This window comes from Chloroflexota bacterium (assembly GCA_026706485.1).
Lineage (GTDB): Bacteria > Chloroflexota > UBA11872 > UBA11872 > UBA11872 > JAJECS01.
The window spans coordinates 567637-594070 of sequence record JAPOYR010000011.1; the positions used below are offsets into that span (position 1 = coordinate 567637).

Here is a 26434-nt window from a genome sequence, read left to right on the forward strand (position 1 = left end):
TCCAAACCCCCGCCCCAAGCGCCCGCCGCAGATCGTCACGGACTCCAGGCGCCGCCTGCGTCAGCGTTCGTGGACGTGTCCATCATCATCGTCGCGGCGCGCCGGACCGCCTATCTCGACGAGGCGCTGGCGGCCATCACGCGCCTGAAACGTCCGCCTCGGGAGACGATCGTCGTTCTTGACGAGGGGCCGCCAGGCGATCTGGGTTCAACCCAGTGCATCGTGAGTGGCCCAACCGGTCCGGCGCAAAAGCGCGACATGGGGGCGGCGGCCGCCGGCGGAGCCTGGCTGGCGTTCCTCGACGACGACGCGTATCCCGCCCCCGGCTGGCTCGAAGCGTCCGCGCCCCACTTCGAGAATCCAGCTGTGTCGGCGGTCGGGGGTCCGGGCGTCACCCCGCCGAACGACGAATTCCGCGCGAAGGTATCCGGTTGGACCTACGCGTCATGGATCGTGTCCGGTCCCACCCGTTTCCGCTATGTGCCGGGTCGGCGCCGCGCCGTAGACGACTTTCCCTCGATGAATCTGATGGTGCGACGTTCGGTGTTCGAGGCCGTTGGCGGGTTCGATAGCGCCTTCTATCCGGGGGAGGACACCAAGCTGTGCCTGGAGATCGTTTGCCGCGGCGGCGGCATCGTGTATGAGCCCGGCGCGCTGGTCTATCACCATCGGCGGCCGGTGATGCGCGGTCACCTGCGGCAGATCGCGCACTACGGGCGGCATCGCGGCTATTTCGCCCGCGTGTTTCCGGAGACATCGCGCCGACTCCAATACTTCATCCCCAGCCTGTGGTTGCTGTGGCTGGTCATCGCCGCGCTGGCGTCCATTTGGGTTGAGCCGATTCGGTGGCTGCTGCTTGGCAGCCTCGCCATATACACCGCAGCGGTGGTGGGAAGCGCGATACACGCGACGCGCGACTCGGGCAGCGCGGGGATCGGAGCGGCCGTTGCCCCGGCGATTGTCGCCAGCCACCTCTGCTATGGCTGGCACTTCTTGGGTGGTCTGGTACGTCCGCGTCCGCCGTCGTCCTAGCCGATTCTCCATCTGATGGGATAGGGCGAACGATGCGGCGCATCGCAGCAGTCGCGCCCCACGGAGCCCTCGGCCCGCCGTCGCCGCGGGGGACCTCAGGTCACGCGTCCACGCTGGCCCGAGTTTCGGTGAGCACCAGATCGACGACGCGGCGCAGGGCCTCTTCGCGCGTGTCCCCTTCCAGCCGCCGGAGGCGATACAGATCGAGCTGCCGGTCGGCGCCGGTTCCCTCGCGGATGATGGTGCACGCGTGGCGCAGCTCGGCCTCGCAGCCAAGCGCACGGGCGTCCTCAGCCAGGTCCTCCACGAGCTCGTCCGTCAAGTCGCCGATGTCCTTCCGCCCGCCGCCCCGCTCGTCGCCAAAGAATGCAACCACGCCGTAGCGCTGGGCCAGCCAGCGGTTCTCGGCAATGATCTCGGTCGGCGGCTCCGGCGGCAGCGCGCCCTCCCGGTGCCGGCGGAGCAACCGCCGGACAAGCGACGCGTAGATGGCCACGAGGCACATTGCGTCGTCGATGCGCGTGCAGACATCGCAGATGCGCATCTCGATGGTGGGATGGGCGTGGGAGGGGCGAATGTCCCACCACAGCTCGCTGCCGTCGGTGATGAAGTCCATGCGCTGATAGTCGGCCACCAGGCGGTCATAGTCGGCGCGCGACCACAGGGGACCGGGCAGGCTGGTGCGCGGCAGGTTGCCCACAAGGTTGAGGCGGTAGGACTTGAAGCCGGTGTCGTGGCCTCCGTTAAACGGCGAGTTGGTGGAAAGCGCGTGCAGCAGCGGCAGGTAGCGCCGCATGGCGGTCATCACGCGCACTCGCTCATCCGGGTCGCCAAATCCCGCGTGGACGTGCATGCCGCCGATCAGGAATCGCCGAACGCTCTCCTGATACGTGGTCGTGAATCGTTCGTAACGCTCGCGCGGGGTGGTGGCCTGCGCCCGCCATTCCGCGAACGGATGGGTAGAGGCGGCCATCAGCGCCGCCCCAAAGGTCTCCGCCGCCTGGATCACAACCCGGCGAGTCTCCTGCAATGCGGCGCGAACCTCGGCCACCGACGCGCACACCCGCGAGATTGCCTCGATCTGGGTGCGCAGCAGCTCCCGAGAAATCTTGTGCGGCCCGCGGTTTTCCTCGGACGCTTCGAAAATGCGAACGTCGGGGTCCACCAGCAAATCGCGCGACGCGGGATCGACGAGAAAAAACTCCTCTTCGACCCCGAGCGTGATTGCCAGGTCGTCATGGGCGTCGCCGCCGGTCCCGGAGGGCATTGCTAGGCCGAACCCTTTGTCGCCGTCATGGCCGAGGGCTCGACGACATACCCCCTGTCCGCGGGTGCCATGAGCAAGCGACGCCGTCGCCGGCGACGGCGTCGCGGACCCGGACCGCCCACCGGACTATTCAGGGTCGAACCGGCGCAGGCGGCCCGCCACCATCAGCGTCTCGACGAACATCGTGGCGGCGGTGGTCGGTCGGATCGTGCTGGGATAGCGGTCTCGAACGATCACGGGCGCCTCGACGATGGTGCGGAACCCAAGGCGAATCGCCAGCGCCAACGCCTCGATGTCAAAGGCAAAGCCGGACGTGCGCACGTGAGGAAACACCTGCTCGACGACCGGCGCCGCATAGATCTTCAGCCCGACCTGCGTGTCGCGCACGGCGAGACCGAAGAGCAAGCGCGTGAGCTGCCGGTATCCCCAGCTATAGACGCGGCGCGCCAGCGGATATTCGACTACGGACTGGGCGTGCAGCTTTGATCCGACCACGATGTCCGCCCCCGACTCGACGTGGAGCCGATAGGCCTCCACGAGGCACTGCGGGGGAATGTCGCCGCCGCCGTCGAGAAAGGCCCGCGAGCGCCCGGCAACCGCCAGCAGCCCGCGGCGCACGGCCTCACCCTTGCCCGCATTCCGCTCATGCACGGCGACGCGCAGCCGTTCGTGCTCAATTCGCGCGAGCGCTTCCGATGTGCCGTCCTCATCGCCGTCCACAACGACCAGCAACTCATAGCCGCAGCCAAGGCCGTCCAACGCCCGCAGAACCTCACCGACCTGGTGGCCGATGACGTCGGACTGCCGGTAGGTCGGGATCACGACCGACAGGTCGGGAAGCTCGTGAGTCGGCGTGTCGCCTGGCTCGGATGGATTGAGGGATGCCTCGGCCGTCATCGCCACTCCTGGCCCGACCGGGGCTGCCAATGCAGCGCTGGAGGTTTCTCAAGCATCTCGCCTACCCCGAGCGGTGAATCGGGCCATGATCCGTCGGATGATACGCAACGGCCTCCATCACGGCGTTCGAGCCATTGCGCGACGAGGGGAACCCAGTGCGGGGTCATGAACGTCGATCTCCCGCCTCGTTACCGGCCCCAGACGCTACGGCCCCGACTGGCCGTTGGGCGCCCGAAATCGCCATAGGACGCTGCCGGCGTTGTGCATGACGAGTCGGTCGTCGTCGATGACGTCGGCCGGCGCGGCTTCGATCTCGCGCGCCACCTGATCGGGGTCCTCGTAGCCGACGTCGAGGGCGCGGCATTCGTCGGGGGACATACCGGTGGCCAGGTGGACGTCGATACGCGGCGTTTCACGCCCGTCGATCATGGGCGCGTCACCTTTGATCAAGACGCCCAGGGTGAGCGCCAAGGGACTGACGCCATGCGGCTGCCAGGCCTCGGGATGGGCCAGCAGGAATGGCCACCCGTGGAGTCCCACCTGGCGGATCGCGCGGCCGTGCGTCGCGGAAATCTCGCGAACGCCGGGGGCGTACAGGATGAGTTCGCCGCCGTCGGCCACCGTGTCGTCGCCCCGAAAGACGCCCTTGGCGCCGGTCCAAAGCTCGGGATACATCCACGTGCCGTCGGGCAGGCGCGGCGTGGCCGCCACCGTGCGCGAGACGCGGCGGGTGGTGTAGCGGATGTTGACCTCGGCGCTGAGCGCCGCCGCCGCGCGCGTGACCTCGCGCCATCCGTCCGGCTGCACGAACACGCCGCGCGTAGATCCCGTGGCGTCGTCGACCACCAGGGCGATGGTGGTGAGGGGAACCGGCACCTTGCTGGTCATGTCGTCGATCAGCTCGCGCACCGGGTTGTCGAGCACGCCTTGAATGGCCCGCGCGCCACGCAGGCTGCCGATGGTGTGGAGCAGGTTGATCATCTCGGGTCCCGAGACGCCGGGAAAGATCTGCTTGGCGCCTCCGGCGAAGCCCGCGCCCTCGTGCGGCTGCACGCGCGTGATCAGAATCACGCGGTCGCAGTCGAGCAGCCGGCGGTTGATCCGCACCGGCATGTCGCTGTCGAATCCCAGCCCGGGCGCGAGATCCCCGTAGTCGCCGAAACGGGCCTGCTGTTCGGCCAGCGACACGGAGCCGATTTCGACCAGGGCGTCCGCCCGCGCCCACTCGTGGTCGAGGATGGGGACCCCGGGATAGGCCTCGGCACCGAATACCCACTGCCGCTTGGCGGCTTCGGGCATTGAGGCGTGGGTGCCCTGCGCAATCATGACGTCCACTGCGGCGGTACGCCCCTGGAGCGCCTGCCACACGGCCCGAAAGGTTTGGCTGACGGGGATCTTGCGGGTGTCGTCGGGCGCCAGCACCAGCACGCGGGACGCATCGAGCGGGAGCTCGGACAGCGCATCGGCGATCACGGCCGCGGCGTCTGGGGTCGTGACGGCGGGCGACGCCTCGGCCTGGAGCACCTGGGATCGGACGTTCATGCGACGCGGGAGGCCAGCGCCTCGGCCTGAGCCACCATGTCGCCCAATATTGTCACCCCTCCCGACCAGAAGCTCGGGTCATTCAGATCGATGCCCATCGGACGGACCAATGCCTCAGGCGAAACCGAGCCGCCGCGGCTCAGCATCTCGGTGTATGCCGGCGCGAAGGCGTCCCCGCGCTCGTCGTAGACCTGGAGCAGCGCCAGGACGAGCAGTTCGCCGAATGCGTAGGCATAGACGTAGAACGGCGAGTGCACGAAGTGCGGGATGTAGCTCCACCAGGTGCGGTAGTCGTCGGTGAGGGTGACCGCGTCGCCGTGCATCGGCTCGTTGGCGTCAATCCACAGCTCGCTCAGGCGCTCCGCGGGCAGCTCCCCCTCGTCGCGGCGGGCCGCGTGGGCGGACTCCTCGAAACGGTGCATGACAATCTGCCGGAACACGGTGGCGAAGCTGTCTTCGATTTTGCTCGCCAGCAACGACAGGCGCGCCTGGTCGGACGGCTGGGCCTCCAGCAGACGGCGAAAGACCAGCATCTCCCCGAACACCGAGGCGGTTTCGGCGGTGGTCAAGGGCGTGTGCGCCTGCAGGTAGCCCACGTCGCGCGACAGAAACTGGTGCGCGGCATGGCCCAGTTCGTGGGCGACCGTCATGACGTCGCGGATGCGATCGGTGTAGTTGCAGAGCACGTAGGGATGGGTCTGCGTGGTCGACCCGGCGCTGAACGCTCCGCCGCGTTTGCCGAGGCGCAACTCCGCATCGATCCAGCGCTCCTCGAACGCCCGCGAGGCGATGCCGCCGAGCGTTTCCGAAAAGGCGGCGTAGCTATCAACCACGATCTCGCGGCAGCGGTCCCACGCGTAGACGGTGTCGTCGGCCCTGATGGGTGCATAGCGGTCGTAGTCGAAGAGCTCGTCCAGTCCGAGCAGGCGCCGCTTGAGGCGGTAATACCGCTGCACGATGCCGAACCCGGCCTCGCAGGCGGCCACCAGCGCCTCGACGGCCGCCGGCTCGATCTCGTTGGCCAGGTTGCGGGCGGCGATGGGCATCGGGTAGTGCCGCAGCCGGTCGTCGATGGCGTGATCCTGCAGGCGAACGTTGAAGACGTAGGTGAGCGGATGCTGCTGGGCCGCGAGCGCGGCGGTGAGGCCGGCCGCGGCACTGCGGCGGGTGTCGCGGTTGGGGTTGTATAGCTGGGCCAGCGTTTCGGCTTCGGTCAGGGTGCGCCGCTCGCCGTCGATTTCCACCTCGCAGGTGATGCGGCTGGTGATTTCGTCGAACAGGCGCGACCACGAGCGCGACCCGGTGTTGGCCTTCTCATCCATGACCTGCTCTTCGCCTTCGGCCAGGCGATGCGGCTTGGTGCGGCGCTCGCGCTCAAGCAGATAGGCAAATCCGGCCAGCCGCGGATCGGCCATCAGCTCGGCGGCGCGGTCGTCATCGAGGTGCACCCACTCCAAGTCGAAGAAGATGAGATGGCGGCGAATCTCGGTGCTACGCGCCTGGGTGCTGTTGAGCAGTCGTCCGGCGGCCGGGTCGTCGCTGTGGGCCGCGTGCTGCAGATGCGCGAAGATCACCGGCGCGTCCATGAGCTCATAGATGTCTTCAAGCTCCTGGAGGGCCTCGCGAAGGCCGGAGGCGGACAGCTCCCCCAGTTTTCCCCGATAGCGGGTGGCGAAGTCCTGGGCGCGGGTGTCGGCGGTGTCGTGGTCGCGCTCGATGCGTGGATCGTCGAGTCCGGCATAGAGCGCGGACAGGTCCCAGACGACGCCGTCGGCAGAACTGGATGGCGCGACGGTCATCACAGGCCCTTCAACGGGTTGTGCGAATTGGCCATAGCTGCTGCCTCCACCGGGAGCTATCCAACCGGGGCGTCCGGGCTGAGCGCGGCCAGCAGCGCCTCGTGCTCCGCCACGACCCTGGCGACCGCCTCCGCGGACGCCACCTGCTCTCGCGCATCTTGGTGCCGCATCTTGATCTCGACCGCGTCTGCCCGCACGGTGCGGCGGCTGATCGTGCACCGAATGGGAATCCCCAGGAGGTCGGCGTCGTTGAACTTGACCCCCGCGCTCTCATCACGGTCGTCGACCAGCACCGAAAGGCCCGCAGCTTCGAGATCCTGGGCCAGGCGCTCGGCGGCCTGTGTCACCTCGTCGGCCTGGCCCAGCTGCACGACGTGCACGTCATGGGGGGCCACGCTGGCCGGCCAAATGATCCCGTCTTCGTCGTGGTGGAGCTCCACGATGGCCGCCGCGAGTCGCGTGATGCCAATGCCGTAGGACCCCATCACGATAGGTTGGGGCGACCCACCCTCGGATAGGAATGTGGCATTGAGCTTGCCGCTGTAGTAGGCGCCGAACTTGAACGTGTTGCCGATTTCGATGCCGGTGCGGAGTTCGAGGGCCGTGCCGCACCTGGGGCAAGGATCCCCGGCGGCGACATCGGCGATGTCTTCCACGAGATCAGCGTTGAAGTCGCGCGGGAAGTTCACGTTCACCAAGTGCGCGCCGGGCATATTGGCCCCGGCAACCAGGTTGGCCGCGCACTCCACCGAGCGATCCACGACGACCAGGACCTCGTCGAGGCCCACCGGCGAGGCGTAGCCCGGCACGAGGCCGGCGGCGGTCAATTCCTGATCGGCCGCGAGACGAATGTCGGGCGCGCCCAGCGCCCGTCGCAGCTTGGCTTCGTTGACGTCCAGATCGCCGCGAATGGCCACAAACGCGATCTGCTCGCCGGTCCAATAGAACACGGCCTTGAGCGTGCGCTGCGTCGGGATGCCGAGATAGCCCGCCACGGCCGCGATGGTCTCCTGGCCCGGGGTCTCGACCTTCTCCATGAGAAGCGGCTCGGCGTCGTCGGGCTCGGGCGGCCGCGTGGTCGCCACTTCCTGGTTGGCCCCGTAGTCGCCGGCGGGACACACCACGATCGTGTCCTCGCCGGCGGAGGTCAGCGCGTGAAACTCGTCCGCGTCCGAACCGCCCATCGCGCCGGCGTCCGACTCGACCACCAGCGGCTCGATTCCACAGCGGCGGAACGCGCGCACGTAGGCCGTGACGAACTGCCGATAGGTCGCGTCCAGGCTCTCCGGCGACGGGTCGAAGGTGTAGGCGTCCTTCATGGTGAACTCGCGGGTCCGCAGCAGGCCGCCGCGCGGGCGAGGTTCGTCGCGGAACTTCGTTTGAAAGTGATAGACGCTGACGGGGAGCTGGCGATAGGAGCCCACGAGTCGCGCGGCGAGGTCGAGGGCGATCTCCTCATGGGTGAGGGCCAGCACCATGTTGCGTTCGGCGCGATCCTTGAACCGCACGAGCTCGGGCCCGAGCGAGGCGAAGCGGCCGGTGCGTTCCCAAAGCGTGGACGGATGCACCACGGGCATGAGGAGCTCTTGGCAGCCGACGGCGTCCATTTCTTCGCGAACGACCTGCTCGATTCGTCGCAAGGTGCGCCAGCCCAACGGCAGATAGCTGAAAATCCCGGCGCCGAGCGGACGAATGAATGCGCCGCGCACCATGAGTCGGTGGGACGCGATGGTGGCGTCGGCAGGGTCTTCACGCAGGGTGCGACCGAAGAGCGAGGACAAGCGTTGCACGGACGGCCTCACGACGACCTCAAGCAGCCGCTCAGTGTATCGGCCAGCTCAGATCACGTAGTCCGGCGGGTCGCGCCGCTCGCCAAGCTGACGGATCGTTTGCCGTCGAACCGGCTCGCCGCGACGCTCCACGTAGCTGGCGCGAGGCCCGACGACCGTGGAGCCGGGGGGCACGTCTTCGGTGACGATGGCCAGCGCGCCAATGCGGCTGCCGGCGCCGATGGTGACCGGGCCGAGGATGCTGGCCCCGACGCCGATGGTCACGCCGTCCTCGACGATCGGGTGCCGCCGCTTGCCGCCGATGCCGTCGTCGCGCCACCAGCCGGTGGCGCCCAGGGTCACCTGGTGGTACAGCATGACGTCGTCGCCCACGCGCGCGGTCTCGCCAATCACCACGCCCGAGCCGTGGTCGATAAAGAAGCGGCGCCCGATTCGGGCGCCCGGATGGATTTCGATGCCGCCGGTGGCCAGTCGCGCGAACTGACTGACGGCGCGGGGCAGCACGGGCACGTCGCGCACATACAGCCAATGGGCGATCCGGTGGAAGAAAAGCGCGTGCACGCTGGGATAGAGCAACACCTCGAGCACGTTCCTGGCGGCTGGATCCTTGTCGAGCACGACGCGCATCCACTCTGGCCCGCGGCGCTTCTTGGCCGCGACTTCCGGCGTTTCAGCCGTGCTGTCATTTCCCGGGTCGATCTTCCAACCCTCCAATACGCCAAGAGCGCCCATCCCGAAGGACGGGCGCTCCCGTGATTCCACCTTCCTGCGCTGCGGCCTCGCGGCACGCAACCTCGGCGGGTGCCAAGGCACCCAAGCCCGCTACCGGGGGCCAACCGGCTCGGCCTACCCACGCCATTGCTTCGGCCGAGCGGCTCACGAGGGCAATTCGCCGTCCGACGCGCACCGGCCTCGCACCGCCGCCGGCTCGCTGTCCGCGTGAAGGACGGCTACTGGTCTCGCTCAGCGCCGCACACTTGCTTGTTCCCCGTACTTACGCCGCAAAGGCGCGAATGTCAACCGTGAGGCCGCGAATATCCGCGAATGGGCTGCGTAGAATGCTCGACATGGGCAGCTTGGCGCCGACGCAGCTATGACGGCCAACGATCCGAGCGGGCGAGGCTCAGCCCCCCGACCGACCTCCGGCGACGCGGAGCCGCCGAATGTCCCCGGAACGATTGAACGGCTTGCGGACATGGGGCCTAGCGCGTCCGAGGCGAAAGGGTCGACGGCTGCTTCACGAGACCCCGATCGGCCACTGACGCTGGCGGAGACCTGGAGCGACTTCTCGGGGTGGCTGCAGCGCACGCGTTGGCAGCGCCCCATTGCCGCCGTGGCGCTCCTCGTCGCGGGCGCCCTGGCGTGGGCCGTGATTTCGGCAGTCGTGCCCTGGCCGGAGGGAATCCCGGGAACCGTGCAGCGCGTGCTGGCCATGGACGTTGGCTGGGCGCCGCTGCCGATTCCGGACGATCCGCGGCTCGGCGCCGATCTGAGCCTTATGACCGCGGCCTGGGTGGGGGCGCCGTTGGTCTTGAGCGCGTTCTGGTTCGCGGCGGCGTATCACCTGGATCGCGAGAGTCGCCGGGCGTTCGGCGTGAGCCGCATTCCCGGCGTGCGGCATTCCACCGGCTACACGGCGATGGCCGTGCTGCTGGTGTTTCCGCTGATGGTGCTCGGCCTCGCCAGCGGCGCCTGGGGCGTGTTCATGCTCGGAACATGGGCCATCGCCTTCGGAGCCTGGGGACCCGCCGGATTCCTGGTGGCGCTGTTGGCACTCTTTGGGCTGGCGGTGCGACTGGCGAATGCGGCGCTCGACCGTCGGGCAGGGATGTCATAGCCGGGCGGAGACCCGGCCAACCGCGCTATCCCTCGATGGCCGGTCCGAGGACCAGGCGATCGCTTTCGGGATCTTCGACGAGCAAGAACTCTACCGTCGTATCGCGCGTCACCATAAGCCGAAGCCGGTCGCCAACGCGCTCACACCCCACGGCCTCTTCGGGTGTGACATCAACTCGACGACATGCATCGGCATATAGGTCACTGAGTGATACCCGACGTCGTGTGGCCAAAAGCTCTCTCCCCCCCTGCACGGTGCCTGGACGCGAAACTGGCGCCCATTCGAGATTCTGCCCCACCATACGCTGCGGCGGCGGCCCACTCACAACGTTGGGTCACGCATCGATGCGCATCGCCGGGCCAAGCTGTTACAGTATCGCGCGGCTCCGGGCGCGTGTAGAATGTCGGCAGCGTTCAGTCGACGTCAGACGTACGTGCCCACCGGGCGTGCGGGGCCGCTGGACGCGGGGGGGCGTTGGGATAGCATTCGCTTGCCCATGAATGGGGGCCTCCTTGAACAGCTTGCGTAGGTATCGGCTGTTCCTCACGTTGCTTGTTGGACCGGCGCTTGTCATCGCCATCATCGTGGTGCTGATCATCACCTTGTTCGGCGGCGGCGAGGCGGATACCACGGCCGAAACCACCACGCCAACCGTCACTACATCGCCTGGACCTGGCGACACGCAGCCCACGACAACCACCCCGCCAACGCTGCGGGTGCCACCCACCCAGACTCCGGTCATCGTGGACACGCCGACGCCGACGGTGCCGGCCGAGCCGACCGCGACGCCGACGCCCACCGCGACGCCGACGCCCGCCGGTCCCATCGAGCACACGGTCCAGGCCGATGAAACGCTGTCGGGCATTGCCGATGCGTATGGCGTGGCCTTGGGCGACATCGTGGCCTTCAACGACTTTGCCAACGCCGAAGTGATCATCTTCGTCGGACAGATCATTGAAATCCCGACCGATCCGAGCCAGCTCGCCGAGCGGCTCGGCGCGCGACCCGTGGCCGTGACGGGCGTTGTGATTCCAAGCGATGGCCTGAACGTTCGCGACCAGCCCAACACCGCCACCAGCACGGTGCAGTACGTGGCGCGCGCCGGATCGCAGCTCAACCTGACGGGCGTTTTCGAAGACATCGACGGCATCCGGTGGCATGAGGTCGAGGACGGCAACTGGGTGCAGAGCCAATACCTGGAGCTGGGCGCCACGGCGGCCCCCCTCCCGGACGCGCCTGCCACCGGCACAGGCACGGGCGCGGCGCTGACCGGGGTTGTGCTTCCCGACGACGGGCTTAACGTCCGCAACGAGCCCAACACCACCACCAGCGAGGTGCAGTACGTCGCGCTGGCCGGGGAGCAGCTCAACTTGACGGGAGAGGTTCAGGAGATCAACGGCATCCGGTGGCACGAGCTCGATGACGGGAACTGGGTGCAGGGCCAGTACCTCGAACTCGGGGGTACGGCTGCTCCGGCCCCGGCGACCACACCGGCGCCCGCAGAGACCGCCGCCCCGACGCCAACCGCCGCCGCTACGGCGGCTGCCACCGAACCACCGAGCGATGATGAACTCACGGCTGTGGTGGTGCCTGAAGGCGGACTGAACGTGCGCACGGAACCGCGTGTCCCCAACGTTCAGGCGGGCGAGGCCGACAATACGGCCTACGTCGCGCCCGCTAGATCGCGCCTGCAGATGACCGGCGAGAACACGGTCGTCGACGGCGTGACTTGGTGGGAACTCGACGACGGGAACTGGGTCCAAGGCCAGTATCTCCGCTTCGGCTAGCTACGCAGGCGCCGACGGTACTCCCGGCGTCGCGGTGACGTCGGGCTTCGCCTAGGGTCGAACGCTGGCGTGCCGACTCACCGGCCGCGCAGCCACCGATCCATGAATTCCAGGGGCGCCTCGGGCAGGAGCTCGTGGCCGCCGTCGAACTCGTCGCGGGCGAGGCGATCATTCGCGCCTGCCGCCGCGTAGATGTCCGCAAGATGGGCGTGGGCCTGCCGCGACGCCTCGATGGCGAAGCCGCGATCGGACCGCCCCGCCTGGATGAGCAGCGGCCGCGGGGCGATGCAGCCGTGGATGTCGGGCACGTCGGCCACGGCATAGATGCCGGGGAGAAACTGAGAGCCGCAGAAGTTGCCGGCGTCGAGGGCGTAGGAGCGGAACGTGGTGAGGTAGCCGCTCACCACCACGGCCACCGGGCGCTCGTCGAGCGCCGCCAGATACATCGCGCGGGTGCCGCCGAAGGAAAGACCGGCAACTCCGATGCGGCTGGCATCCACCTCGGGCCGGGCTTGGAGGACATCCAGGGCGCGCTGGTCGTCCCAAAGGGCCAGCGCCATGATGTTGCGCCCGAAGAGGGCCAGCTTGAGAAAGTTGATGTTGCAGCCGTCGCGACCGCCGTAGCGGCGGAATCCCTCGGCACGCTCGCCGAATCCCGGCGCGTCGGGAGCCAGCACCACGAAACCGCGCTGCGCGAAGCGCGTGGCATTGGCGTGGTAGATGCCCGGCGTGACGAGGTCGCCCTTGCCTGCGCCGTGGCCGTGCAGCGCGAGGACGGCCGGCGCCGGACGGTCGGCGTCGACACCCTCGGGCACGAGCAGAAGTGCCGGCACGTCAACATCCGCGGCGGAGCGGAAGACGAGCCGCGTCTGCACGTAGCCGCTGCCGAGCGTGCGCTCAAGCTCCACGGGATCGGGATCGACCGGGGTCGGCAGCGGTCCGAGTAGAGCCGCGATGGCTTCTCGCAGGCTTTCGCGCCATGTCGCAAAGTCAATGCCGGGTCGGAAGGCGTGGCTGGGCCGGTGCATGTCATCCAGGCGCATGACCTGGTCGTCAAACGCGAATTCCCACGCTCGCGGCGCCGACGCACTCATCGGCGGAGATGCGCACGAAGGTAGGCCAGCGCCTGCGGCGCCTGGCGACTGATGCATTCAAATCGCTTGCCGTTGTCTTCAATGCTCACGCGGCCGGAGTAGTTCACGGCCGTCAGCGCCCGAAGAAACTCGGGCAGGCCGGCATCCGTGGACTGGGGCGGGGAGCCGGGAAGGGGCGGGACCGGCACATGGACGTGGCGCAGTCGATCGCGTGCCTCGGCCAGATTGGTGAGAGGCTCCCGCTCCTTTTCCATGTGCCACCAGTCGGCCAGCGCCGCCACCCGGGAGATTCCGGATTGGCGGGCCACGACCGCCGCCTCGAGGACGGTGTTGATGTTGTCGCAGACCCCGCGCCAGAGCGGCTCGATGACGATGTCCAGGTCGTAGGGCGCCGCGGCGTCGGCGGCCAAGGACAGGAATTCGAGAATCTGGCCGGGCACCCGGTGCCGGTCGTAGTCGGACGGCGTGGTGCGGGCCGGTCCGCTGCCGAAGACCACCACGCGGGTTCCCAACTCGGCCATGCGTCCCATGGCCGTGTCCACGTAGGCACGCAGGGCCGGAAGGTCGCGCTTGGGCCCGACGACCGGGTGGTGCGCCGGCACGAACACATTGAAAGCCTCGGCCGGCAGTCCCGCATCCTGGATGCGCCGGCGGATCGGCGCGTAGACCGTCTCGTCGTCGTCGGGAACCAGGTCCACCACGCGGGGCTCGACGTAGGCGAAGCCCGCATCCCGCACCGCATCCAGCGCGTCAAGCGACGCGCAGCACCCAAGCCGCATGCCACCACCGCCTCACGCCGCCGCGGACGATTCCGGTTCGCAAACGCTAGAGTGCCACGAGCCCCAGGACCGCTACCGCCCGGAGTTGCCGAATGGCCTCGAATCCTGCGTCCGGAGCGTCCGAGGACGACGAACAGCTCGCGGTGACCCACCCCGATGGGACCCCGACCGGCGTCGTCAAGTCGCGAGCCGCCATACACATAGACGGCGACTGGCACCGCACGCGCACCGTGTGGGCGCTGCTGCCGCCGTCGGGCGACGCAGGCCCGATGCTGGTGCTGCAGCAGCGCGGGCCGTTCAAGGCATCCTGGCCGAACCGTCTGGACGCGAGCTCGGCCGGTCACCTGCGGGTTGGCGACCCCGACCCATGGCGCGAGGCCGAGGAGGAGCTCGGTCGGCGACCCGCCGCGGGCGAGGTGCTGTCGCTGGGCGAGCGCCAGAGCGGGGCACGGCTCCCCAACGGACAGATCGATCTCGAGGTCCAAGAGCTATGGCTCTGGCGCTGCCCCTACGATCTGCTCGAGCTTTCCCCGCCCTATCCTGAAGTGGCGGCGCTGCTGGCAGTGGACCCGGACGCCCTGCGGCAGCTGGCCGGGGGTGAAGTCGGGCGCATTCCGGCGATGGTCCGGCGACCCGGCGCGTCCCACGTTGAGGCCGGATACGCCGACGCGCACCAACTGATTCCGGGCGAAGAGCCTTACATCCAGCAGGTGGGCGAGATCACGCTGCGCCTATTGGCGGGCCAGCGTTGGTCGCCGCTGGCCGTGGATCCGGAAGCTGAGTTCGAGGTCTAGCGTCGGCGTAGACCCACCCCGTCGTCCGCAACGGCGCGTCGTCAGCGCCGCCTGATGACGAGGAATGCGCCGAAGGCGATGAGGATGACCGGCCACAGCCGCCACGAATCGAACTGCGCCAGGAGACCGAGCGAATCCAGCAGCGCGAGCACACCAATGACCACCAACGCGAGCCCGACGAATGCCGCACCGCCCAGGCGGCTGCTCCGGCCATCCGACTGGCGTTCAGGCGCGTAGGGCCGATACGTCTGCGCGGCGCCGGGAGCCGCGGTCTCGGATGCCTGCTGCGGCGCGTTGCCGGCGGCGGGTTCGTCATCCGCTCCAACGGGGCCAGGCTCGATTCCAGGCGCGGGCACAGCGCCTGTGGGCACGACGACCACCATGACGAAATAGATGATGACGGCGACCCCGCCGGTGAAAATCGCGAGGAGCACCCAGAGCAGGCGCATGAGCGTGGGATCAACGTCGAAGTAGTCCGCCATGCCGCCCGAGAGTCCGGTAAGCAGGCGATCCTGCTCGCTGCGATACAAGCGACGCTGCATGGCGAGGTCCTCCGCGCGCGTATGCTCCGCAGGTCACTCTAAATCCGGAGACGGCGTTTGTCACCGCGCACCAGCCAGTCGCCAGCGTTCGACGCCGATCGCGACGAACGACCGGACAGCCGCGGTTTGCGGTTGCAAGTGTTTCTCGCGCGAGCGGGGCGCGGGTCGCGGCGAACGATGGAGCAGGCGATCCGCGGCGGGCGGGTGGCCGTCGACGGCCAGACTGTGACGACGCTCGGGGTTCGAGTTGATCCTGAGAAGCAGGACGTTCGGTTGGACGGGAAGCGGGTTGCACCGAATCGACAACCGGGAACCGTCATCGTGCTGCACAAGCCGCCGCGGGTGCTCACCACCACGCACGATCCGCAGGGCCGGCCAACGGTGCTGCACTTGTTGCCCAGAGCACTGCGTCGCGATCGGCTCTATCCGGTCGGTCGGCTCGACTTCGCCTCCGAGGGCCTGGTGCTGTTGACCAACGACGGCGATCTGGCGTTTCAGCTCATGCACCCGCGCTTCGGCCACGAGCGCGAATATGTGGTGACGGTCCGCGGACCCGAACCGCCCGACCTCGCCCGGCGGCTCACCGAGGGCGTCGACATTGGCGACCGGCGGCCGGCCCGCGCCCTACGTGCCCGGCGCGTGAGTAACGGCTGGCAGGTGGTGCTTGCCGAGGGCCGCAAGCGGCAGCTGCGGCGAATGTTCGAGGCGGTGGGGATGCGCGTCACCCGGCTGCAGCGGGTGCGTATCGGCTCGGTGGTCCTCGGGGCCTTGGCGCCAGGAGCGGCGCGACAGCTGGCCACCGACGAGCTAGAGGCACTGCGCCGAGAGATCGACCAAGCTTCCGACGGCTCCGGTCAGGGAGGCTAGGCACTCTCCGCGGGGCGCACGTTGGAGCGCCTCCGCTGGACGAGGACGGTGACGCCGAACGCGATCCAGGCTGGGAGCGAGAGGACCAGCGGGTAGAGCACGATGCCGACCGGGCCGAACAGCCCGCCGATCACCGCCCCGTAGACCGTCAGCGGGGCCAGCACGACGCCGCACACGTAGGCCAAGGCTCGCACCCGCCGATGCATGAAGGTCACGGCCAGGGTGAGCGGAAACGCGGCGATCCAGGCGAACACGACCATCAGCCCGATCATGGCGACGGCAATCGGCAGGCCCGCCCCTTCCTGACCCGGCGCAATGGTGGCGAACCGGATGGCCGATATCACTAGAATCGCGAGCGGAAGCCAGAGCGGAAGAATCAGCAGTTGGGATGTGCGTCGGAGCCTTGACCAGCGCATGCACCCACCATCGCGCCACGCCTGTGGAGCATTCTATCGCCGGCCGTGCGCGGCTCGACCGTGAGGTTTTTTACCCAAGCATTGGCGCCCGGCGTGGGCTACCCGGCAAGGTATGCGTCGGCACATGCGCTCCGGCAGGTAGGCTAGGCCGCCGAGGTGCCCGCCGTGCGTTGGCGGCGGCGAGGAAGTAGGGCGAGGAGTCCGCGTGGAGACGCAGACGGAGTACGTAGCAGCTCTGGGACAGATCATCCTGTTCGACCTGATCCTCAGCGGCGACAACGCCGTGGTGATCGGGGTGGTGGCCAGCCGGCTGCGGGGGCGGCAACGGCGACTGGCCATTCTCTTCGGCGCGGGCGGCGCGGTGGTGTTGCGGATTGCGTTCGCGTCCATCGCCACCCTGCTGCTGCAGTTACCGATTATCTCGCTGGTCGGCGGGCTGGCGCTGTTTTGGGTGGGCTGGCGCCTGCTCGCTCCTCACGGGGACGACGAGCACCACGAAGCGGCGACGACCTTCTGGCAGGCGCTGCGACTGATCATCCTGGCGGACGTGGTGATGAGTCTGGACAACGTGTTGACCATCGCCGGCGCGGCCCACGGGGACATCTCGCTGCTTGTGATCGGGTTGGCGCTCTCCATTCCGCTGCTGTTCGTGGGCGCGGGCCTGATCGCGTTCGCCACCGAGCGGCTGCCGCTGATCATCTACGTGGGAAGCGCGCTGATCTTCCGCATCGCGCTTGTGCTGATTCTGGAGGACTCGGCCTGGCACGGGGGAATCGATGTGGACTCGATCGGGCAACGGATCGTCCTGACCTGGGATGAGGCCATGCATGGCCACTTGGCGCCCAATGTGGTGCTCGAACATGTGGCTCCATGGCTGGCCGCCCTGGCCGGTCCGGCGCTCTATGTGCTCCTGGCGCGGTGGCGGCGACGGCCCGTGATGCCGCTTTGGGCTCGCTCGTCGGCCGAGACCGATGCGCCGGACGAGCCGCCGCACGCGCCGGCGGGCGAGGCGTGAGACTATGGACCGGCGCTGCGTGAGGAGGTCCGACTGATGGCTCAACTGCTGCACACCCGCATCCGCGTCAGCGACCTTGACCGTTCGATTCGGTTCTACGAGGACTTCCTAGGCTTCAGAGTCATCAGCCGGTCGGATCGATCGCCTTCCGGCAACCACATCGTGCACCTGGAGTTGCCGGGCAACGCGCACACGATCGAGTTCACCTGGTCCGAGGACTACGAGCTCAACGTTCCCGAAGACCTGATGCACTTCGCCATCGGCGTGCCCGACCTGATCGCGTTTTGCGACGACCTGGAGCGCCGCGGGATCGAAATCTGGCCCGACGGCTGGCGGGAGAAGTTTCCGCTGGGGCGCAAGATGGCGTTCATCGACGATCCGGACGGATACGAGATCGAGCTGCTGGAGCGCGCGGAATGAGCGCAGCGGGGATGACGGCCACACCGCTGGAAGATGAGTTCGGCGACGTCATCGGCAAGGCGCGCCGGGGGCTCGGCCTGGAGCCGGCGGAGGTTGCCCGGCGGGTGGATCTCGACGAGGCCTCGCTGCAACGCCTGGAGGACTGTGAGCACCAGCCGACGCAGGCCGAGAGCGACCGCCTGGCCGCGGCGCTGGAGCTTCACGCGCCGAGCCTCTGGGACGTCGCCACGGAGGCGTGGCGACCGCAGGCGCAGTCGGCCACGCTGGCCGGCGGCCTGCAGGTGCGCATGATTCCGCACCCGCCCATGCGCGTGACGATGTACATCATCGGCGACCCGGCGACCGGCGACGCGCTGGTCGTGGACCCGGGTGCGCTGCCTGAGACGGTGCTCACGACCGTGAGCGAGGCCGGCTGGCGCGTGACGGCCTACCTGATCACGCACGGCGACGCCGACCACATCGACGCGCTGGCCGCGGTCTACGCCCAAGCGCCCGCCCCGGTGTGGGTGCACGAGGGCGCACGGTCCCTCGTCCAAGGCGTTGACGAGTCGAGCCTGAACGTCGTGACCGGCGATGGACCGTTCACCGCCGGCCCCTTTGCCCTCGAAGCGCTGGAAACGCCCGGTCACGCGCCCGGCCACACGTCATACGCGCTGCGCGACGGGGTGCTGGTGGGCGACACCGTGTTCGCCGGATCGATCGGCGGCACGCGGACGGGCAATCTGGCGTATGCCGGACACCTGGCCGCCATCCGCGCCAAGCTGATGACGCGCGCCGACGACACGAAGTTCTTTCCCGGACACGGTCCGCCAACGACCGTGGGCGAGGAGAAGCTCCACAACCCGTTCTTGGCCTAGGGGACGGGCCTGTAGGCCAATCTGGGCGGATGCGCGACAATAGGGCGTAGCTTGCCGCTACGGTGCCTCGCAACGGGAATCGATGTTCGTCTACGACCTTTCCACTCGACTCGCGTGCTCAACGCTCTTGTTCCGCGCGCAGTCGCTGGACCGGGCGCTGGACGGTGTGAAGGCGGCCGGCATCGATCACGTCGATTTGTGGGCGGCGCCGACGGTGCTGGCCCACGTAGCCCCTGAGTCCGAGAGCGCGGCGGATGTCCAAGCCGGCCTCGAAGCCCGCGGGCTGCGCGCCTCGTCGGTGACGGCCATTGCCACCTCCGGCGACGACATGCTGCAGCGCATCAGCTTTGCCGCGGAGCTGGGCGCGCGCGTGGTGATCGCCACGGCGCCGCCGCGCGACTACGACCGCCGCGAGGCCGCCGACGACGTCCGCGCCTACGGACGCACGGCGCAAGAGGCGGGCGTCACGCTTTGTCTGGCGCACCAGGCGGAGACCTGGATGGATACGGCCGAAGAAGTGGCGTCGTTCCTGGACGACGTGGGGCATCCGCGCGTGCAGCTGAGCCTTGATCCGGCACAGGCCGCGCGCGACGGGCTGACGTTCGAGGCGCTGGCCGACGCCGCCGGCGCCCGCATCGGCCACGTGCATCTCGCCAGCGCGGACCCGGACAACTCGGACGCACTCGGCGCCATGCTCGACCAGCTCGAAGAGCGCAACTACTACGGCATGTTCACCTTCAGTTGGGACGGCACCGCCGACCTTCCGCCGGAGCAGGTGGAGGCCACCGTTCGCGAAGCCCGGGCGCACGTGCTGGAGGTTTCCAAGGCGGGATAGCGTCGAGGCGCCCCGCCGCGTCATTCCCGCGGATGCGGGAGTCGAGGAACGGTCTGCAAAAGGGCCATGGGCACTCCCCAATCCGTTCGCCCCTTCGGTGAACTCAGGGCAGGCTCTGAGCTTGTCGAAGGGCGTGGTTCGACAGAGCCTGTCCTGAGCCTGCCGAAGGGCTCACCACGAACGAACTTGGACTTTCCGCGCGGTCCGGCCACCTACACTGCCCCCGTGCACGTGGGAACCCTGGAGCTGGTGCTGCGCATCCACGGCGCGGACTCCTTGAAGGATCGGCGCCGCGTGGTGCGGGCGCTCACGGCCCGGCTGCGGAACAAATTCAACGCGGCAGTAGCCGACCTGGAGCAGGATCCGGCGCCGCACTCGGCGCGGGTGGGCGTGGCCTGCGTCGCCAACGACGGCCGCTACGTGGACGGCCAGCTCACCGCCATCGTCAACTTCGTGGAGGCCCTGCACCTGCCGCTGGAGGTGGTGAGCGACGCCCGCGAGATTGTGCGGCTGTAGCTCGACCCTTCGAGCAGCGGTGCGCCCGTAGGGGCGCTTCGCGAAGCGCCCCTACCAGACCAACTGGGCAAATCCGGACGCTCCGGTCGCGCCACCTCGCCGAGGCTCCGGTACACTGCGCGCCGAATAGCGGCGAAGGGGGTGGAGTTGCAGCGGTGGCCGTAGTTGCTCACCCGGGAAACCGAGGGAGCGTAGGAGGCATGCCGTTGGCAGTCGAAGCCATTCTTGGTCTAGTAGCCTTTCTGGGCCTCTTCCTGATGTGGGCCGTAGTTCCGGCCCAAATCCGAAAGCGATAGCCGAACCGGGCACTTCCCCGTAGAAGCAGGCGCCGCACTGACGCGCGTTGGGCAAAGCTTGCCCAAGCCAGCTCGATGGCACAGAGCCTGGTGGTCGCCCCGCGACTCCACGCCCCCGCCGCATTCAAGGGCCCGGTCGACAATTCCCGCGCCGTTTGCACGTCAGCGCACGGCGGATACGTGGAGCCGAACGCCTTCGTGTCGCTGGATCTGGTTGATGACCTCGAACAGGTTGCGAGCCTGCGGATTGCCGGTTGGACCGAACATGCGCATGAGGCTCTTGGACGATTTGCCGGTCAGGCGGCCCAATTCATCGAAACCGACCGTCGCGTTGATGTAGTCGCGCAGCAGAGCCTTGCCAACATCCACCTCACCGTTCAAGAGCGCCCCGATGCCTTCGTTCAACAGCCCTTCCCGAAACTCCGGGTCGCGCCGCGCGCGGGCCATCACGGTCTCCCTGAAGTCACGCGTAAGCGGCATTCTCTAGACCTCCTCTCGCCTGCGCTGTAGGTAGTCCGTCCAACGATGCCGGGGCGGCCGCAATATCCGCCGACTGGCGCCGCTTGGTTCCTCCGCCGAGCAGAATGATCACGGTGTCGCCATCTCGTCCGAAGTAGATCCGGTAGCCGGGTCCTGTGTGCATGCGGTACTCCAGCACTCCGCCGCCGACAGCTTTGATGCCTGACAGATACCCGGCCCCGATGCGCTCAACGACCAGTCGCACCCTGGCCGCGACCCGACCGTCGAGTCGATTGAACCAGTCAGCAGACGGGCTGCGGCCCCTGTGATCAATGTACTCCCGGATCTCGATCACGAGCAATTAGTAACAGATATGGCACCATCGTGCAAGTCCCTGGTCTTTCGGCGCCTATGTCTCCGCGCGAGGCAAAGTCGTGTCACCAGAAGAAGCGCGTCTACGCGCCGCTGGTCTCCGCGTCGGGTTCATCCGTGGCATCTGAAACAGCCTCCACGGCGCCCCACCGGCGGTCGGCGAGGAGGGCGCCGGCGACGGCCAGGGCGGCGATGACGGCGCCGATGGGGGCGGTGAGGAGGACGACGGCGGCGACGATGCCGCTGGTGAGGTCGGCGTAGGCGCCGAGGACCAGGCGGCCGAAGCCGAGCATGCGCCATTGCAAGCGGCGGCGCAGGTGGAGCCGCAGGCCGTGGATGGCCGCGGCCGCGACAGCGCCGAGCGCGAGCCCGCCGATGATCGCTGCCGGGTGGTCGGGCATGACGGCGGCGCCCGCCAATCCGCCGGCCACGGGCCGGAGCACCCAGCCCACGCGATCCATGAGGCCGCCGCTCCCGGGAAACTTGTCGGCGAAGAGGTCGATGGGCAGGAGCAGAAGGGCGATGACGAACACGGCGGTGGTGCCCACAAACTCGAAGGCGGGGTTGGGCGTGACGAAGTCCGAGCGCCAGGCGAAGAGCGCGGTCAGCGCGACGGTGACGTAGGGATTGAGGCCGGCGGCGACGCCGAGGACGGGGGCTTGGAGGAACTCCACTTAGGGGGTCCGGTTCCCGGGTGCCGGTGGGCTGTTGCCGGTCATGGGGCGTGGATTCTCGCCTCCGCGGGAATGACGGAGGGGCGGGTCTGAGATCCGCCCGACGCCGGGCATCCGGCGTGCCTCCAGATTCGACCGGACTGGATTCCGGCTTCCGCCGGAATGACGGAGGGGGCGGGAATGATGGGGGCGTTTCCCAGGCTGCACGCAGCCTGGGCCACCGGGCGGGTCGTGCAGACGGCGCGGTGCACGTTCCCCCTCACCCTAGCCCTCTCCCTCGGTGGGGAGAGGGGACCGGACCGGAGCCGGGACGCCCGAATGTCGAACGGACCGGGCGCGATGTACGGCGGTGCGACGGTCGCCTCATGCCGGTTCCGTAGGTTTACCTGCTGAATGGGTCAGCCTACCGATTTACCGTCCGCATCGTGCGTGTCGATCGGACGCATCGGCGCGCCGCGAGCGTGTACGGTGGGCGCCGCCGCGGGGCCGCGCACCTCGAGAGGCCGGCCAAGCGCTTGGCAACGATTTTGACCGCGGACACGCGGAAGGAGCAGTTGGATGGCGAACAGCGTGGTGCATTGGGAGATCAACGGCAAGGACGGCCCGGCGCTGCAGAAGTTCTACGGCGACCTCTTCGATTGGGAGATCACGGCCGACAACCCCATGAACTACGGCGTCGTGAGCGCGCCCAGTGAGGGTCCGGGAATCGGGGGCGGCATCATGGGCATGGGGGACGTTGAGCCGCCGACCCGCGTGACCTTCTACGTGGGCGTGGACGACGTGACGGCGTCGTTGGAAAAGGCCGTGAGCCTGGGCGGTAGTGTCGTGATGCCCGAGATGCAGGTGATGGAGGACGTGATTATTGGGATCTTCGCCGACCCCGAGGGTCACGTGATCGGGCTGGTCAAGAACATCCCGATGTAGCCCGGCGCTACTTGGGCGGCAGCGAGCGGGCGAACGACGCGCCCAATTCCAGCCAGTCGACAAGGTCGGCGTCGTCCGCCGTGCCTTCGGGCGCGACAAGCACCCAACCGTTCATGGGTCGCCCGCTCAGGTCGAAGATGCGCGCATGCGGACGCGCCAGCGCCTCGTCGAACCGATTCGGGCCCACGCGCACCATCAGCTCATTACCCGAGACGCCGACGGCCATGTTGCCGTCGAGCATGAAGGCAATGCCGCCAAACATGCGTCGCGCGGTGAGCCCGCCCTCGTCCGCCAGGGCCTCGCGCAGTCGCTGAGCCAGTCCTTCGTCGTAGGCCATGGGTCCTCGTCCTGTGCTTGCGGCGCTGCGCCATTTTGCATCCGGCGGGCGCCGCAGGTGGTGCGATACTTCACTGGTCGAACGCATCGCTTGCCAGGAGATCCCATGGCCACGTTTATCGCTCTGCTCACCCTGCCCAACGAATCCGCCGAGGAAGGCTCCCTCGCCCACAAGCTGGAAGAAGGAGCGCCCGAGACACGCAAGGTCCTGGAGGCACACGGCGGGAAGCTGCTTTCCATCTACTTGACCATGGGGCAGTTCGACGGCGTGGCGGTCATGGAGTTCCCCAGCACCGTGGCCTGCGCGCAGGCGATGATGGCGTTCCGGGAGCGCTTTGGCGGCGGCACGCAGACGATGGAGGCGTTTCCCGAGAGTCAGTGGGCGGAGCTGGCCGCCGGAATCTGACGGGGCCAGCCAAGCGGTCCTGAGGCTAACGTGCTCGGCGCCTGCCGGGTGAAGCCAGTCTTCTCTGGCACCCTCACCCATGCAGAGACCTCTGCGAAACCAATCCGGGCTTGGGGATGACCGGGCGCATTCTGTCTGCCTCCAGGTTCAGTGAAGGGTAGATTCCCGCCTCCGCGGGAATGACGGAGGGTTGCGCCACGGTCTCATCCGGGGGACGGGGTCGGAACGCAGCCGACACGCGCCCAGGATGATCTGCGCGGATCGCGGTCCAGTTACACATAGCACGGCGCGCGGGCCTATCATGCGGCCATGCGCGAGGAGCCGGCCGTCAGTGAACAGGACGCGATCGAGCTTCTGACGGACTTGGTGAGCACGCCGAGCGTGTCGCCCGAGATTCCCGGAGGCACCGGCGAAGCGGCCATGGCGGCCAAGGTGGCGGCCTATGCCGAGGCGTGCGGCGCGGACGTAATCTTCCAGGAGGCGCTGCCCGGCCGGGCGAACGTGGTGGGCACGCTGGAAGGCGACGCCGGCGCGCCGGCCCTGATGCTGGAAGCGCACATGGACACGGTGGCCCTGGGCGCCATGACGCGTGGACATGAGCCGTGGCTGGATGATGGGGGCCTGCTGCACGGCCGCGGCACCTGCGACACCAAGGGCTCGCTGGCGGCCATGATGCTCACGCTGCGCCGCGCGTCCCGTGAATCGGTGCGGCCGTGCACGCTGGTTCTGGCGGCGACCGTGGACGAAGAAACCGGCAGCAGTGGGGCCGACACGTTGGCCGCCTCGGCGGTGACCGCGGACGGCGCGATCGTGGGCGAGCCGACGAGCCTGGAGATCGTGCGCGCGCATCGCGGTGGACGCTTCTGGAAGATATCCACTGCCGGCAAGTCGGCGCACAGCTCGCGTCCGGACCTGGGCGTCAACGCCATTTACCACATGTCCGACGTGATCCAGGTGCTGCGCGAGGAGTTCACGCGGCGCCTGGCCGGGCGCTGGCATCCGTTGTGCGGGGATTCCACGTTTTCCGCGGGCAGGATTCGCGCGGGCACCTCATTCAACGTGGTGCCGGACCGCTGCGAGCTGGTCTTCGACCGGCGCTTCCTGCCGGATGAGGCGCTCGATGACGTGGACGCCGAGCTGGACGAGGTGCTGGACATCGCGCGCCAGAGATTTCCCGACTTGCAGGTAGACGCCGCGCCCGAGGTCGTCGCGGGCTCGCTGGACACACCGGAGGACGCAGGCGTGGTGCAGGCGCTCAAGGCGGCGTGCGAGGCCGTAACAGGGCGCGCGGCCATTGCCGGCGCGCCCTACGGCTCGGACGCGGCGTCGCTGGCGGCGGTCGGGATTCCAAGCGTGCTGTGCGGGCCGGGCGACATCGCGGTGGCGCACAGCGAGGACGAGTGGGTGCCAGTCGCGGAAGTCGTGCAGGCGTCGGAGGTCTACTACGCCGCCTGGCGCCAGTTCGCGGGCATGTAGGCGAGCTAGGGTATCCGCCTATGGGCAAGGCCCGCCGGCGACGCGGGCCCCAATCCGTTCGGTAACCCCTTCGACAAGCTCAGGGCGAACGGATTGGGGTGGAGCTGACGGGCATGCGCACAGCCTTCCTCGCGGGTTCGGCCAACCGGCCTGCTCGACGCAGCGCGGGCGGCGACGGCTGGGGCCGGTGCTAGTCTGACCCATTCCGCGCCCCGCCCGAGGCGACATGCTCAACGACCCGAGAATCGACCGTCTGGCCGAGATCCTGGTGCATCACTCAACCAAGCTGCAGGCCGGCGAGCTGGTGGCGATCATGGGGCCGGCCGAGGCCAAGCCGCTGATGCTGTCCTGCTATCGCCTCGCGCTGGAGGCGGGCGCCCATCCCCGCATGAGCGTGACCTTCGAAGAGACCGAGGGGCTGTTTCTGCGCCATGCCTCCGATGAGCAGCTGAGCCACCTGGACCCGGTGCGCAAGTTCGAGGCCGACACCATCGACGCCGCCATCCGGATCCGGGCCGCCAGCAACACACGGGCGCTCACCAGCAGCGACACCAGCAAGATCGGCAAGGTGATGACCGCCTCGCGGCCGGTGATGAATCAGATCATCGAAAACGTGCGCTGGGTGCTCTGCGACTACCCCACTAACGCCTTCGCGCAAGAGGCCGAGATGGCGTTGGACGAATACGCCGACTTTCTCTTTGGCGCCACCAACATCGACTGGACGGCGATGGAAGCCGATCTGACCCGCATCAAGGCGCGCTTGGAAGCTGGGAGTGAAATCCGCATCGTTGCGCCGGAAACCGATCTGACGCTGCGGGTGGAGGGGCGAATCTGGGAGCCGGCCGCCGGCACGCACAACATGCCGGACGGCGAGATCTTCACCGCGCCGATCGAGGACGCCACCGAGGGGCACATTCGCTACGAGTTTCCCGCCATCTACCAGGGACGCGAGGTGCAGGGCATCCGGCTCGAATTCGCCGGCGGAAAGATCGTGACGTCCACGGCGGACAAGGGCGAGGAGTTTCTCACGGACATTCTCGACACGGACCCCGGCGCGCGCCGGCTGGGCGAAATCGGCATTGGCACCAATTTCGGCATCCAGCGCCACACCAAGAACATCCTGTTCGACGAGAAGATGGGCGGCACGGTGCACCTGGCCATTGGCCGGGCTTACGAGTTCACGGGCGGACGCAACGAGTCGGCCGTGCACTGGGACATGATCAAGGACCTGCGGCAGGACGGCGCGCTCTATCTCGACGGCGAGCTGATCCAGCAAGATGGGCGGTTCTTGATTTAGGATCGTCCCGCGGCCATCGAGATAATGTAGCTACAAGAGCGAAATCCGCTCGGCGTCTGGGGCGGATTTCGTCCCAACTGTGCTACCATTGAGTGTGCAAGTTGGTGG

At 68.1% G+C, this 26434-nt stretch carries 27 protein-coding genes and 1 pseudogene; 14 read left to right on the top strand and 14 right to left on the bottom strand.

Annotated features, from left to right (window positions below; genetic code table 11):
- The first annotated feature begins 75 nt into the window (after window positions 1-75).
- The gene (locus OXG79_12080) at window positions 76-1032 is read left to right on the top strand and encodes a glycosyltransferase (protein MCY3784503.1); all 957 of its coding nucleotides are present in this window, start codon (window positions 76-78) and stop codon (window positions 1030-1032) included.
- 100 nt (window positions 1033-1132) lie between these two features.
- On the opposite strand, the gene OXG79_12085 is transcribed toward OXG79_12080, so the two are convergent.
- From OXG79_12085 to OXG79_12110, 6 genes are all read right to left on the bottom strand, one after another.
- On the bottom strand, window positions 1133-2299 hold the full coding sequence (locus tag OXG79_12085; protein ID MCY3784504.1) for a carboxylate-amine ligase: 1167 nt from the start codon (window positions 2297-2299) through the stop codon (window positions 1133-1135).
- Window positions 2300-2425: 126 nt separating this feature from the next.
- Window positions 2426-3196: a glycosyltransferase family 2 protein gene (locus OXG79_12090; GenBank protein ID MCY3784505.1), complete on the bottom strand. Its 771-nt coding sequence runs from the start codon at window positions 3194-3196 to the stop codon at window positions 2426-2428.
- Window positions 3197-3400: 204 nt separating this feature from the next.
- Entirely contained in the window at window positions 3401-4738 is a 1338-nt protein-coding gene (locus OXG79_12095; GenBank protein MCY3784506.1) for a lactate racemase domain-containing protein, read from the bottom strand.
- Complete coding sequence (locus OXG79_12100) at window positions 4735-6537, bottom strand: M3 family oligoendopeptidase (protein ID MCY3784507.1); 1803 nt, start codon at window positions 6535-6537, stop codon at window positions 4735-4737. Before OXG79_12100 ends, OXG79_12095 begins: the two co-directional genes overlap by 4 nt.
- A gap of 56 nt (window positions 6538-6593) precedes the next feature.
- Complete coding sequence (locus OXG79_12105) at window positions 6594-8327, bottom strand: proline--tRNA ligase (GenBank protein ID MCY3784508.1); 1734 nt, start codon at window positions 8325-8327, stop codon at window positions 6594-6596.
- Window positions 8328-8375: 48 nt separating this feature from the next.
- On the bottom strand, window positions 8376-9059 hold the full coding sequence (locus tag OXG79_12110; GenBank protein ID MCY3784509.1) for a serine O-acetyltransferase: 684 nt from the start codon (window positions 9057-9059) through the stop codon (window positions 8376-8378).
- Between the two features lie 463 nt (window positions 9060-9522).
- Here OXG79_12110 and OXG79_12115 point away from each other — a divergent pair, with 463 nt between their 5' ends.
- A complete protein-coding gene (locus OXG79_12115; protein ID MCY3784510.1) occupies window positions 9523-10164 on the top strand; it encodes a hypothetical protein in 642 nt (213 codons plus the stop codon).
- 512 nt (window positions 10165-10676) lie between these two features.
- The gene (locus OXG79_12120; protein MCY3784511.1) at window positions 10677-11951 is read left to right on the top strand and encodes a LysM peptidoglycan-binding domain-containing protein; all 1275 of its coding nucleotides are present in this window, start codon (window positions 10677-10679) and stop codon (window positions 11949-11951) included.
- A 77-nt stretch (window positions 11952-12028) separates the two neighbouring features.
- On the opposite strand, the gene OXG79_12125 is transcribed toward OXG79_12120, so the two are convergent.
- On the bottom strand, window positions 12029-13045 hold the full coding sequence (locus OXG79_12125) for an acetylxylan esterase (GenBank protein ID MCY3784512.1): 1017 nt from the start codon (window positions 13043-13045) through the stop codon (window positions 12029-12031).
- Complete coding sequence (locus tag OXG79_12130) at window positions 13042-13824, bottom strand: sugar phosphate isomerase/epimerase (protein ID MCY3784513.1); 783 nt, start codon at window positions 13822-13824, stop codon at window positions 13042-13044. Before OXG79_12130 ends, OXG79_12125 begins: the two co-directional genes overlap by 4 nt.
- Window positions 13825-13916: 92 nt before the next feature.
- Here OXG79_12130 and OXG79_12135 point away from each other — a divergent pair, with 92 nt between their 5' ends.
- Window positions 13917-14618 carry a hypothetical protein gene (locus tag OXG79_12135; protein ID MCY3784514.1) on the top strand — a complete coding sequence of 234 codons (702 nt, stop codon included), beginning with the start codon at window positions 13917-13919 and terminating at the stop codon, window positions 14616-14618.
- 41 nt (window positions 14619-14659) lie between these two features.
- On the opposite strand, the gene OXG79_12140 is transcribed toward OXG79_12135, so the two are convergent.
- Window positions 14660-15160, bottom strand: a complete 501-nt coding sequence (locus tag OXG79_12140) for a PspC domain-containing protein (GenBank protein ID MCY3784515.1) — start codon at window positions 15158-15160, stop codon at window positions 14660-14662.
- A gap of 138 nt (window positions 15161-15298) precedes the next feature.
- Here OXG79_12140 and OXG79_12145 point away from each other — a divergent pair, with 138 nt between their 5' ends.
- Window positions 15299-16027, top strand: coding sequence for a pseudouridine synthase (locus OXG79_12145; GenBank protein MCY3784516.1), 729 nt, complete (start codon window positions 15299-15301; stop codon window positions 16025-16027).
- Here OXG79_12145 and OXG79_12150 read toward each other — a convergent pair.
- A complete protein-coding gene (locus OXG79_12150; protein ID MCY3784517.1) occupies window positions 16024-16371 on the bottom strand; it encodes a hypothetical protein in 348 nt (115 codons plus the stop codon). The two genes, OXG79_12145 and OXG79_12150, sit on opposite strands and share 4 nt — an antisense overlap.
- 277 nt (window positions 16372-16648) lie before the next feature.
- Here OXG79_12150 and OXG79_12155 point away from each other — a divergent pair, with 277 nt between their 5' ends.
- From OXG79_12155 to OXG79_12175, 5 genes are all read left to right on the top strand, one after another.
- On the top strand, window positions 16649-17458 hold the full coding sequence (locus tag OXG79_12155; protein MCY3784518.1) for a TerC family protein: 810 nt from the start codon (window positions 16649-16651) through the stop codon (window positions 17456-17458).
- 36 nt (window positions 17459-17494) lie between these two features.
- Window positions 17495-17878: a VOC family protein gene (locus tag OXG79_12160; protein MCY3784519.1), complete on the top strand. Its 384-nt coding sequence runs from the start codon at window positions 17495-17497 to the stop codon at window positions 17876-17878.
- Window positions 17875-18735, top strand: coding sequence for an MBL fold metallo-hydrolase (locus OXG79_12165; GenBank protein MCY3784520.1), 861 nt, complete (start codon window positions 17875-17877; stop codon window positions 18733-18735). Before OXG79_12160 ends, OXG79_12165 begins: the two co-directional genes overlap by 4 nt.
- An 82-nt stretch (window positions 18736-18817) precedes the next feature.
- Window positions 18818-19570, top strand: coding sequence for a sugar phosphate isomerase/epimerase (locus OXG79_12170; GenBank protein ID MCY3784521.1), 753 nt, complete (start codon window positions 18818-18820; stop codon window positions 19568-19570).
- Window positions 19571-19795: 225 nt separating this feature from the next.
- The gene (locus OXG79_12175; GenBank protein MCY3784522.1) at window positions 19796-20086 is read left to right on the top strand and encodes a DUF503 domain-containing protein; all 291 of its coding nucleotides are present in this window, start codon (window positions 19796-19798) and stop codon (window positions 20084-20086) included.
- Between the two features lie 458 nt (window positions 20087-20544).
- On the opposite strand, the gene OXG79_12180 is transcribed toward OXG79_12175, so the two are convergent.
- From OXG79_12180 to OXG79_12190, 3 genes and pseudogenes are all read right to left on the bottom strand, one after another.
- Window positions 20545-20862, bottom strand: coding sequence for a transcriptional regulator (locus tag OXG79_12180; GenBank protein MCY3784523.1), 318 nt, complete (start codon window positions 20860-20862; stop codon window positions 20545-20547).
- Between the two features lie 3 nt (window positions 20863-20865).
- A pseudogene (locus OXG79_12185) lies at window positions 20866-21193 on the bottom strand (type II toxin-antitoxin system RelE/ParE family toxin).
- 103 nt (window positions 21194-21296) lie between these two features.
- Complete coding sequence (locus tag OXG79_12190) at window positions 21297-21887, bottom strand: DUF4126 domain-containing protein (GenBank protein ID MCY3784524.1); 591 nt, start codon at window positions 21885-21887, stop codon at window positions 21297-21299.
- A 558-nt stretch (window positions 21888-22445) separates the two neighbouring features.
- Between OXG79_12190 and OXG79_12195 the strand changes: the two genes are divergently transcribed.
- Window positions 22446-22811, top strand: coding sequence for a glyoxalase (locus OXG79_12195; protein ID MCY3784525.1), 366 nt, complete (start codon window positions 22446-22448; stop codon window positions 22809-22811).
- A gap of 7 nt (window positions 22812-22818) precedes the next feature.
- On the opposite strand, the gene OXG79_12200 is transcribed toward OXG79_12195, so the two are convergent.
- Window positions 22819-23148 carry a TfoX/Sxy family protein gene (locus OXG79_12200; protein MCY3784526.1) on the bottom strand — a complete coding sequence of 110 codons (330 nt, stop codon included), beginning with the start codon at window positions 23146-23148 and terminating at the stop codon, window positions 22819-22821.
- 105 nt (window positions 23149-23253) lie between these two features.
- Here OXG79_12200 and OXG79_12205 point away from each other — a divergent pair, with 105 nt between their 5' ends.
- From OXG79_12205 to OXG79_12215, 3 genes are all read left to right on the top strand, one after another.
- Entirely contained in the window at window positions 23254-23553 is a 300-nt protein-coding gene (locus OXG79_12205) for a GYD domain-containing protein (protein MCY3784527.1), read from the top strand.
- Between the two features lie 309 nt (window positions 23554-23862).
- On the top strand, window positions 23863-25029 hold the full coding sequence (locus OXG79_12210; protein MCY3784528.1) for a M20/M25/M40 family metallo-hydrolase: 1167 nt from the start codon (window positions 23863-23865) through the stop codon (window positions 25027-25029).
- A gap of 226 nt (window positions 25030-25255) precedes the next feature.
- Window positions 25256-26326 carry an aminopeptidase gene (locus OXG79_12215; protein ID MCY3784529.1) on the top strand — a complete coding sequence of 357 codons (1071 nt, stop codon included), beginning with the start codon at window positions 25256-25258 and terminating at the stop codon, window positions 26324-26326.
- The last annotated feature ends 108 nt before the right edge of the window (window positions 26327-26434 follow it).

Bases quoted from the DNA above. Each gene is read 5' to 3' on its own strand.
- OXG79_12085 (MCY3784504.1), bottom strand. From the start codon at position 2,299: ATGCCCTCCGGGACCGGCGGCGACGCCCATGACGACCTGGCAATCACG.
- OXG79_12090 (MCY3784505.1), bottom strand. From the start codon at position 3,196: ATGACGGCCGAGGCATCCCTCAATCCATCCGAGCCAGGCGACACGCCG.
- OXG79_12095 (MCY3784506.1), bottom strand. From the start codon at position 4,738: ATGAACGTCCGATCCCAGGTGCTCCAGGCCGAGGCGTCGCCCGCCGTC.
- OXG79_12100 (MCY3784507.1), bottom strand. From the start codon at position 6,537: ATGACCGTCGCGCCATCCAGTTCTGCCGACGGCGTCGTCTGGGACCTG.
- OXG79_12110 (MCY3784509.1), bottom strand. From the start codon at position 9,059: ATGGGCGCTCTTGGCGTATTGGAGGGTTGGAAGATCGACCCGGGAAAT.
- OXG79_12115 (MCY3784510.1), top strand. From the start codon at position 9,523: ATGGGGCCTAGCGCGTCCGAGGCGAAAGGGTCGACGGCTGCTTCACGA.
- OXG79_12125 (MCY3784512.1), bottom strand. From the start codon at position 13,045: ATGAGTGCGTCGGCGCCGCGAGCGTGGGAATTCGCGTTTGACGACCAG.
- OXG79_12130 (MCY3784513.1), bottom strand. From the start codon at position 13,824: ATGCGGCTTGGGTGCTGCGCGTCGCTTGACGCGCTGGATGCGGTGCGG.
- OXG79_12135 (MCY3784514.1), top strand. From the start codon at position 13,917: ATGGCCTCGAATCCTGCGTCCGGAGCGTCCGAGGACGACGAACAGCTC.
- OXG79_12140 (MCY3784515.1), bottom strand. From the start codon at position 15,160: ATGCAGCGTCGCTTGTATCGCAGCGAGCAGGATCGCCTGCTTACCGGA.
- OXG79_12160 (MCY3784519.1), top strand. From the start codon at position 17,495: ATGGCTCAACTGCTGCACACCCGCATCCGCGTCAGCGACCTTGACCGT.
- OXG79_12165 (MCY3784520.1), top strand. From the start codon at position 17,875: ATGAGCGCAGCGGGGATGACGGCCACACCGCTGGAAGATGAGTTCGGC.
- OXG79_12170 (MCY3784521.1), top strand. From the start codon at position 18,818: ATGTTCGTCTACGACCTTTCCACTCGACTCGCGTGCTCAACGCTCTTG.
- OXG79_12180 (MCY3784523.1), bottom strand. From the start codon at position 20,862: ATGCCGCTTACGCGTGACTTCAGGGAGACCGTGATGGCCCGCGCGCGG.
- OXG79_12195 (MCY3784525.1), top strand. From the start codon at position 22,446: ATGGCGAACAGCGTGGTGCATTGGGAGATCAACGGCAAGGACGGCCCG.
- OXG79_12200 (MCY3784526.1), bottom strand. From the start codon at position 23,148: ATGGCCTACGACGAAGGACTGGCTCAGCGACTGCGCGAGGCCCTGGCG.
- OXG79_12205 (MCY3784527.1), top strand. From the start codon at position 23,254: ATGGCCACGTTTATCGCTCTGCTCACCCTGCCCAACGAATCCGCCGAG.
- OXG79_12210 (MCY3784528.1), top strand. From the start codon at position 23,863: ATGCGCGAGGAGCCGGCCGTCAGTGAACAGGACGCGATCGAGCTTCTG.
- OXG79_12215 (MCY3784529.1), top strand. From the start codon at position 25,256: ATGCTCAACGACCCGAGAATCGACCGTCTGGCCGAGATCCTGGTGCAT.